Raw genomic sequence first — 9402 nt, 5'->3', positions numbered from 1 at the left:
ACATAAAAGGAGCTTAACTTCCAGTTCGAAGAACTGCAAACTGACAAAAGAAAGCGTTTGAAGCTGACGAAGTAAACGAAAGACGAAACGAGCTTACAAGCGGTAAGTGAGTGAGGAAAGCGTGAAATAGTAAAGAGGAATGCATGAGCAAAAACTCATGCATAAGTCATAGTATTTCAATAACATATAAATTTATAAGAAATATAAAAGTCGAACTATCAATAATATATACTAGACTGTCAGTGTTTTGATTAGTGCGTCTGTATGTTCTTTGAGTTGGGATATCGGAATACCACCGAAACCTAGAATAAATTTAACTGTGTTTTGATCACTATCATATTTACTAAATGGTATTATATTTAAATCATTTTCCTTTGCACGTTCTAAGCATTGCCCCATAGTCAAATGATTTTTGACAGTGAGTGTAAAATGCATACCAGCTAAAGCACCATCTATTTTTAATTGCGATTGATAAGGCGTTAATGCATTTAAAATTGTTGTTAGTTTATGGCGATACACGTTCCTCATTTTATTAAGATGCCTTTCAAAACTGCCTGATTTCATAAAGAGTGAAATCATTTTTTGTGTATGTGCCGGCACTGTGTTTCCTTCTTTATTTGCCAAGTTGTCATATTTTGAAAGTAAATTATTTGGTAAAACTAAATATGCAATTCGACAGCTTGGAAATAATGATTTGGAAAAGGTACTAATATATATGACTTTATCTTTAGTGTCTAAACTTTGTAGAGCAGGTATTGGTTTGCCGAAGTAGCGAAACTCAGAATCATAATCATCTTCAATAATGTATCTATCAGTACTTTGTTGTGCCCAATTGATGAGTTGGGTTCTTTTTTTTAAACTCATAACATAGCCTGTGGGGAATTGGTGTGATGGCGTGACATATGCGATATTATTATTGGATTTCTGAAAGGACGTAATTTCTATTCCTGTACTATTTACAGGTACTTGAAGATAAGCAATTTGCTTTTTATCTAGTACTTGCTTAATGGGTGGATAACTAGGATTTTCTATTAAAAAACGACCGTCATTTAAAATGTCAGTTAAAAGATTTATTAGTTGTTCTGTTGAAGAACCGATGATAATTTGTTCAGGTCTACAGTTAACGCCACGACTATTAAATAAGTAATGTGCAATTTCTTGTCTTAATGAAATCTCGCCTTTTGAATTAACATGTTGTAGTAAATCAATTTCTTCATCTTCAAATGCATCTTTTGCATATTTTCTAAATTGTTTCATAGGGAAGTATTCTGCATCAATCTCTGATAAATTAAATGCCAGTGAACGGACTGATTGTGTCACTTCATGATTATTTTTTGAGTAATTATGATGTTGGGATTGGTCCATATTTCTTGCGATAACAGGAAGCGTTTCTATATCTGAAACAAAATAGCCTGAACGCGGTTTGGAGTAAATATATCCTTCATCTAATAAGAGCTGATACGCATGTTCAATTGTTGTATTGCTTACAGATAAATGTTGGCCTAATGCACGTTTAGACGGAAACTTATCTTCAGATTTGTATTGACCTTCTATGATTTGTTGTTTTAAATTTTCATATAAATTAATATAGAGATGATTTTTAGACAATAAACTGACCCCCTAAATTATTTTGAAAGTGCACCTTTTTAAATACCAGTTTATCTTTTAAAATGAATTTAATCAACTAAGTAAAGGGGTAAATAAAATGTCTAAATTTACTGGATCAGAAAGAGTCAAAAGAGGAATGGCTGAAATGCAAAAAGGCGGCGTCATTATGGACGTTGTCAATGCTGAACAAGCGAAGATTGCGGAAGAAGCAGGGGCAGTTGCTGTAATGGCGTTAGAACGTGTTCCTTCTGATATTAGAGCAGCTGGTGGTGTTGCTAGAATGGCAAATCCTAAAATTGTTGAAGAAGTAATGAATGCTGTTTCTATACCTGTCATGGCTAAAGGTCGTATTGGTCATATAACAGAAGCACGTGTACTAGAAGCAATGGGTGTTGACTATATTGATGAATCAGAAGTCTTAACACCAGCTGATGAAGAGTACCACTTACGTAAAGATACTTTTACAGTACCATTTGTTTGTGGCTGTCGTAATTTAGGTGAAGCAGCGCGTCGCATAGGTGAAGGAGCGGCAATGTTACGTACGAAAGGTGAACCTGGTACTGGTAATATCGTTGAAGCTGTTAGACATATTAGACAAGTGAATGCTGAAGTGAGTCGCATAACAGTTATGAATGATGATGAAATTATGACGGAAGCTAAAAACATAGGCGCACCTTTTGAAGTATTAAAATCAATTAAAGAAAACGGTAAATTGCCAGTGGTGAACTTTGCAGCTGGTGGTGTAGCAACACCTCAAGACGCTGCTTTGATGATGGAATTAGGTGCAGATGGTGTATTTGTTGGTTCTGGTATTTTTAAATCAGAAGATCCTGAAAAATTTGCAAAAGCAATTGTACAAGCTACGACGCATTACCAAGATTATGAATTAATTGGTAGATTAGCTAAAGAGTTAGGTACAGCAATGAAAGGTTTAGACATTAATGATTTGTCACTAGAAGAACGTATGCAAGAGCGTGGTTGGTAATATGAAAATAGGTGTTTTAGCTTTACAGGGTGCTGTGAGAGAACATTTGAAGCATATTGAATTAAGTGGACACGAAGGTATTGCCATAAAACATGTGGAGCAATTAGAGGAAATTGATGGGCTCATACTACCTGGTGGTGAATCGACAACGTTACGTCGTTTAATGAATTTATATGGGTTTAAAGAAGCATTACAACAATCTGAATTACCTATGTTTGGCACTTGTGCAGGGCTTATAGTTATGGCAAAAGATATTGTTGGTGAAGAAGGATATCTCAACAAATTAGATATTACAGTCCAACGTAATTCATTTGGCAGACAAGTAGATAGTTTTGAAAGTCATTTAAATATTACTGGCATTGCAGAAGATATAGAAGGGGTATTTATCAGAGCCCCTCATATATCCCAAGTCCATGGGAATGCCACAATATTGAGCTCGATTGGTGAGAAAATAGTAGCAGTTCAAGAAGGACGCTATTTAGGTGTTTCTTTCCATCCAGAGTTAACAGAAGATTATCGCGTAACGCAATATTTCATTGAACATATTGTAGCAAAGGCTACAATTGAGCAAGTTTAATATAACGTAAAAAAGCAGGTCAATTCCAAAATGGATTGACCTGCTTTTTGTCAGTTTAATTAGATAAAGAAACCTGCGATTGCTGCAGAAATAAATGACACAAGTGTGGCACCAAATAAAAGTTTTAAACCAAAACGTGCTACCATATCACCTTTTTCATTATTAAGCGATTTGATTGCGCCAGAAATAATACCAATAGAACTAAAGTTAGCAAAAGATACAACAAAGACAGAGATTACACCTTTTGCGTGTTCACTGATATTTTTAACTTCATTTAAGCTTTGCATGGCTACAAATTCATTAGATAGTAATTTTGTTGCCATAATAGAACCAGCTTGAACAGCATCGTCCCATGGTACCCCAATTAAAAATGCTAATGGTGCAAATATAAATCCAATTAAAGTTTGGAAATCCCATGTAATACTTCCACCTGAAGCTGCAGTGAAAATAGCACTTACAACACCGTTTAACAAAGCGATAATTGCTATATAACCAATCAGCATCGCACCAACGATTACAGCAACTTTAAACCCATCTAAAATGTATTCCCCTAACATTTCGAAGAAGGACTGTTTTTCCGTCTCACTTTCTTCAACGATTAATTTATCTTCTTTTACATCTACTTTATATGGATTAATAATAGAAGCAATGATAAACCCGCCAAATAAGTTTAGTACTACTGCAGTAACTACATATCTAGGCTCGATTAATGTAAAATAAGCACCGATAATAGAAGCCGATACCGTAGACATCGCGGAAGCAGTCAATGTATAAAGACGTTGTTTAGGGATATGTGCTAATTCTTTTTTGAGTGAAATGAAAACCTCTGATTGACCCAAAATTGCTGCTGCTACCGCATTATATGACTCTAAGCGACCCATCCCATTTACTTTAGAAATGGCTAAACCTAAATAGTTAATAATGAATGGCAATATTCTTGTGTATTGTAAGATACCAATTAATGCTGAAATAAAAACGATTGGTAATAATACATTGAAGAAGAATGGAGGATTTTTAGGATCTACAAATTCAAATCCACCAAATACAAAATTGACACCTTCAGCAGCTTTAGCTAATAAGTAATTAAAGCCATCTGAAATGCCACCAATGACCGTAATACCAAATTTTGTTTTTAATAATATAAAAGCAAATACAAGTTGTATTATGAGTAATAAGCCAATGTATTGCCAGCGAATATTTTTTCTGTCAGAACTAAAGAGTAAAGCTAACCCAAGAAACACAGCAATACCAATTAAACCGATAATAATATGCATAATAATTCATCCCTTTAAATTTTTTCTTAACTCCTATAATACAATAAACAAGCGCTTACTTACATCCAAAATTGAAAAAATTTAAAACATATTGGTTGAAAAAGGTCAAAGTTGGTCATATAATATAGTCAAAGAAGGTCAAAAGAGGTGATAATCATGCATAACATGTCCGACATCATAGAACAGTACATTAAAAAATTATTTGAAGACACCAATGAAGACGTTGTTGAAATTCAACGTGCCAATATTGCACAGCGGTTTGACTGTGTGCCTTCTCAACTAAACTATGTGATCAAAACACGTTTTACAAATGAACATGGTTATGAAATAGAAAGTAAAAGAGGTGGCGGTGGTTATATTCGAATCACTAAAATTGAAAACAAAGATGAAACAGGTTACATTAATCATTTACTTCAACTCATCGGACCATCTATTTCACAGCAACAAGCTTATTACATCATAGATGGTTTATTAGATAAAGCATATATCAGTGAACGTGAAGCAAAAATGATTTACGCTGTAATCGATAGAGAAACTTTAAAAATGGATGTATTATCAAGAGATATTATACGTGCTAATATAGTGAAACGAATATTACATGTAATAAATTATTATTAAAGAAATTAAGAGAGGTGTTTGGTCGTGCTGTGCGAAAATTGTCATTTAAATGAAGCAGAAGTAAAGTTAGCAGTTAAAGGGCAAGATGGTGTACATGAAAAATGGGTTTGTGCCACATGCGCACAAGGCGGTAACCCGTGGACTCAAAACCAACAAATGCAGTCACAAGATGACATTGAAGGTGCGTTTGTAGTAAAACAAATATTACAACATTTAGCAGCGAAACACGGTATTGATTTCGATGAAATTGCATTTAAAGAAGAAAAGAGATGTCCTACTTGTCAAATGACATTAAAAGATATTGCGCATGTTGGTAAATTTGGTTGTGCAGACTGCTACGCAACTTTTAAAGATGACATTGTCGATATTGTACGACGTGTACAAGGTGGTCAAATCGAACACACTGGAAAAACACCACGCTCTTCACATAGAAAGTTAGCTTTGAAAAAACAAATAGAAGAGAAAACAACTTATTTAAATCAGTTAATTGAAGAACAAAATTTTGAAGAGGCTGCAGTTGTTAGAGATGAAATTAAGGCATTGAAAGAAGACAGCGAGGTGAAACATGATGAGTAAGAATGATATCAGCACCCACATTAGTGAGTGGATGAGAGACGAAGCAGAAAGTCCAATCGTAATGTCTTCGAGATTGCGTTTGGCTAGAAATTTAGAAAATCATGTACACCCTTTGATGTTTGCATCCGAACAAGATGGTAATAGAGTGATAAATGAAGTTCAAGATGCGCTTCCTAACATGTTTATACAGAGATTAGACACGATGGACCAGCAGAGTAAATATAAACTTGTTGCGAAACATCTTATCAGTCCCGAGTTAATAAAAAGACCTGCTGCTGCAGTACTTTTAAATGAAGATGAATCTTTAAGCATTATGGTTAATGAAGAAGATCATATACGAATTCAAGCCATGGGAAATGATTTATCATTACAAACATTATATGAAAAAGCTTCCGCACTGGATGACACATTAGACAGTGAGTTAGATGTAAGTTTTGATGAAACACTCGGTTATTTAACAACATGTCCGACGAATATCGGTACTGGTATGAGAGCCAGCGTAATGTTACATTTACCGGGACTTACGATTATGAAGCGGATGAATAGAATCGCTCAAACAATCAATCGTTTTGGATTCACAATAAGAGGTATCTATGGCGAAGGTTCCCAAGTATACGGTCACATTTATCAAATTTCCAATCAACTGACGCTTGGAAAAACAGAAGAAGAAATTATTGAAAGTTTAACTGAAGTAGTACAACAAATTATTAACGAAGAGATGCAAATTCGCGAACGACTTAGCAAGCATAATAAAATTGAAACTTTAGATAGAGTATATCGTTCGTTAGGTATCTTAAAATATAGTAGACTAATATCTATGGAAGAAGCATCATTTAGATTAAGTGAAGTGAAATTAGGTATAGATTTAGACTATATTGATTTAAAAGACTTTAAGTTTAATGAGTTGATGGTTGCTATTCAATCACCATTCTTATTAGATGATGAAGATGATAGAACAGTTAACGAAAAAAGAGCAGATATTTTAAGAGAACATATAAATTAGGAGGTCATGCTATGTTATTTGGTAGACTGACAGAACGTGCACAACGTGTATTGGCACATGCTCAAGAAGAAGCAATTCGCTTAAATCATTCAAATATAGGAACAGAACATTTACTTTTAGGTTTAATGAAAGAACCAGAAGGTATTGCAGCAAAAGTGTTGGAATCCTTTGATATTACTGAAGAAAAAGTAGTAACAGAAGTTGAAAAATTAATTGGTCACGGTCAAGAACAAATGGGTGCGTTACATTACACACCACGTGCTAAAAAAGTTATTGAGTTATCAATGGACGAAGCAAGAAAATTACACCACAATTTCGTTGGTACCGAGCATATATTACTTGGTTTAATTAGAGAAAATGAAGGCGTAGCTGCACGTGTTTTTGCTAATCTAGACTTAAACATTACGAAAGCACGCGCGCAAGTAGTGAAAGCTTTAGGAAGCCCTGAAATGAGCAATAAAAATGCGCAGGCAAACAAATCTAATAATACACCAACTTTAGATAGTCTTGCTCGTGACTTAACAGTAATTGCTAATGATGGCACGTTGGATCCTGTTATTGGCAGAGATAAAGAAATCACACGTGTCATTGAAGTGTTGAGTAGACGTACTAAGAACAACCCAGTATTAATTGGGGAACCAGGTGTCGGTAAAACGGCAATTGCTGAAGGTTTAGCACTTGCAATTGTTAATAATGAAGTTCCTGAAACACTTAAAGGTAAACGTGTGATGTCATTAGATATGGGAACAGTCGTTGCTGGTACGAAATATCGTGGCGAATTTGAAGAACGTTTGAAAAAAGTAATGGAAGAAATTCACCAAGCAGGTAATGTCATTCTGTTCATTGATGAGCTACACACATTAGTAGGTGCTGGTGGTGCAGAAGGTGCAATTGATGCATCAAACATCTTAAAACCAGCGTTAGCTCGTGGCGAATTACAATGTATCGGTGCGACTACACTAGATGAATATCGTAAAAACATTGAAAAAGATGCTGCGTTAGAACGTCGTTTCCAACCTGTTCAAGTAGATGAACCAACTGTTGAAGATACGATTGAAATCTTAAAAGGATTACGTGATCGTTATGAAGCACATCACCGCATCAACATCTCTGATGAAGCTTTAGAATCAGCAGCAAAACTAAGTCATCGCTATGTTTCTGATCGTTTCTTACCAGATAAAGCGATTGACTTAATTGATGAAGCAAGCTCAAAAGTAAGACTAAAAAGTCATACAACACCACCAAACTTAAAAGAGTTGGAACAAGAAATTGAGCAAGTGAAAAATGAAAAAGATGCAGCTGTACATGCACAAGAATTTGAAAATGCAGCTAATTTACGTGATAAACAAACTAAATTAGAAAAACAATACGAAGAAGCAAACAATAATTGGAAAAATAGCCAAAACGGTGCGAACACATCCTTATCTGAAGAGGATATCGGTGAAGTTATCGCTGGTTGGACTGGCATTCCATTAACAAAAATTAATGAAACAGAATCTGATCGCTTGCTTAACTTGGAAGATACGTTACACAAACGTGTCATTGGTCAAAAAGAAGCAGTGACATCAATCAGTAAAGCAGTAAGACGTGCAAGAGCAGGATTAAAAGATCCTCAAAGACCAATAGGTAGCTTTATATTCTTAGGACCTACAGGTGTCGGTAAGACAGAATTAGCACGTGCACTAGCAGAAACAATGTTTGGTGAAGATGACGCAATGATTCGTGTTGACATGAGTGAGTTTATGGAAAAACATGCTGTCAGTCGTTTAGTAGGAGCGCCTCCAGGTTATGTTGGTCATGATGATGGCGGTCAATTAACTGAAAAAGTAAGACGCAAACCATATTCAGTTATATTATTTGATGAAATCGAAAAAGCGCATCCTGATGTATTTAACATCTTGTTGCAAGTATTAGATGATGGACACTTAACAGATACTAAAGGTCGTCAAGTAGACTTCCGTAACACAGTGATAATTATGACATCTAACGTGGGTGCGCAAGAATTGCAAGATCAACGTTTTGCAGGATTTGGTGGCGCATCTGAAGGTCAAGACTATGAATCTATCCGTAAAACAATGATGAAAGAATTGAAAAATGCTTTCCGTCCAGAATTCTTAAACCGTGTAGATGACATCATTGTATTCCACAAACTGTCTCAAGATGAGTTGAAAGAAATTGTAACAATGATGGTAAATAAACTTACAGATCGTTTATCAGAACAAGATATTGATATTATCGTTTCTGATGCAGCTAAAGAACGCATCGCTGAAGAAGGATACGATCCAGAATATGGTGCGAGACCACTTATTCGAGAAATCCAAAAAACGATTGAAGATAACTTAAGTGAGTTAATCTTAGACGGCAATCAAATTGAAGGTAAAAATGTTTATATCGACCATGACGGTAAGGAATATAAATATAACATTAAAGATAGAACAGAAGATGAAAAAGAAAAAGAAACTTCTGAATCATAAAATTAGATAAATCAATATAGGTCATAGTGCCAAAGCGTTTCTCAAGTATTTATTTCAACCTTGAGAAACGCTTTTTTAATTTCAAAAACTACGATACAGTATGGTGAAAGTATGATATGACCTTGTAGGCTAATTTGGATATCAATAAAGTATATCTTTTTGATGGTGCTATAGGCATAATAGTGTTATTTTTAAAAATAGATTTTTGCAATATATTCATTTATATATTACAATATAAAGCTATTTATTTAGCATATAAAATATCAAAATAAATCATTTGTAAATAA

8 protein-coding genes are annotated in these 9402 nt (G+C 34.7%); 6 read left to right on the top strand and 2 right to left on the bottom strand.

Annotated features, from left to right (window positions below; genetic code table 11):
* Nucleotides 1-231 precede the first annotated feature (231 nt).
* On the bottom strand, nucleotides 232-1608 hold the full coding sequence (gene pdxR / locus AB1J10_RS11210; protein ID WP_070039494.1) for a MocR-like pyridoxine biosynthesis transcription factor PdxR: 1377 nt from the start codon (nucleotides 1606-1608) through the stop codon (nucleotides 232-234).
* Between the two features lie 97 nt (nucleotides 1609-1705).
* Here pdxR and pdxS point away from each other — a divergent pair, with 97 nt between their 5' ends.
* On the top strand, nucleotides 1706-2593 hold the full coding sequence (gene pdxS, locus AB1J10_RS11205; RefSeq protein WP_064209900.1) for a pyridoxal 5'-phosphate synthase lyase subunit PdxS: 888 nt from the start codon (nucleotides 1706-1708) through the stop codon (nucleotides 2591-2593).
* A 1-nt stretch (nucleotide 2594) separates the two neighbouring features.
* On the top strand, nucleotides 2595-3170 hold the full coding sequence (gene pdxT, locus AB1J10_RS11200; protein WP_070039492.1) for a pyridoxal 5'-phosphate synthase glutaminase subunit PdxT: 576 nt from the start codon (nucleotides 2595-2597) through the stop codon (nucleotides 3168-3170).
* Nucleotides 3171-3229: 59 nt separating this feature from the next.
* Here pdxT and AB1J10_RS11195 read toward each other — a convergent pair whose 3' ends face one another.
* Nucleotides 3230-4444 (bottom strand): NupC/NupG family nucleoside CNT transporter, encoded by a 1215-nt coding sequence (locus AB1J10_RS11195; RefSeq protein ID WP_046207697.1) that lies wholly within the window; start codon nucleotides 4442-4444, stop codon nucleotides 3230-3232.
* Between the two features lie 156 nt (nucleotides 4445-4600).
* Here AB1J10_RS11195 and AB1J10_RS11190 point away from each other — a divergent pair, with 156 nt between their 5' ends.
* Genes AB1J10_RS11190 through AB1J10_RS11175 form a run of 4 tightly spaced genes read left to right on the top strand, consistent with a single transcriptional unit; the run spans nucleotide 4601 to nucleotide 9115 of the window.
* A complete protein-coding gene (locus tag AB1J10_RS11190; protein WP_019468588.1) occupies nucleotides 4601-5062 on the top strand; it encodes a CtsR family transcriptional regulator in 462 nt (153 codons plus the stop codon).
* 24 nt (nucleotides 5063-5086) lie between these two features.
* Nucleotides 5087-5638, top strand: a complete 552-nt coding sequence (locus AB1J10_RS11185; protein WP_046207696.1) for a UvrB/UvrC motif-containing protein — start codon at nucleotides 5087-5089, stop codon at nucleotides 5636-5638.
* Entirely contained in the window at nucleotides 5631-6641 is a 1011-nt protein-coding gene (locus AB1J10_RS11180; RefSeq protein WP_046207695.1) for a protein arginine kinase, read from the top strand. The genes AB1J10_RS11185 and AB1J10_RS11180 overlap by 8 nt, the downstream gene beginning before the upstream one ends.
* A gap of 11 nt (nucleotides 6642-6652) precedes the next feature.
* Nucleotides 6653-9115, top strand: a complete 2463-nt coding sequence (locus AB1J10_RS11175) for an ATP-dependent Clp protease ATP-binding subunit (RefSeq protein WP_046207694.1) — start codon at nucleotides 6653-6655, stop codon at nucleotides 9113-9115.
* Nucleotides 9116-9402 lie beyond the last annotated feature (287 nt).

This window comes from Staphylococcus cohnii species complex 1663, assembly GCF_041008415.1.
Taxonomy (GTDB): Bacteria; Bacillota; Bacilli; order Staphylococcales; family Staphylococcaceae; genus Staphylococcus; species Staphylococcus ureilyticus.
Note: the sequence above shows the minus strand (reverse complement) of the source record. Positions and strands in the feature narration are given on the sequence as shown.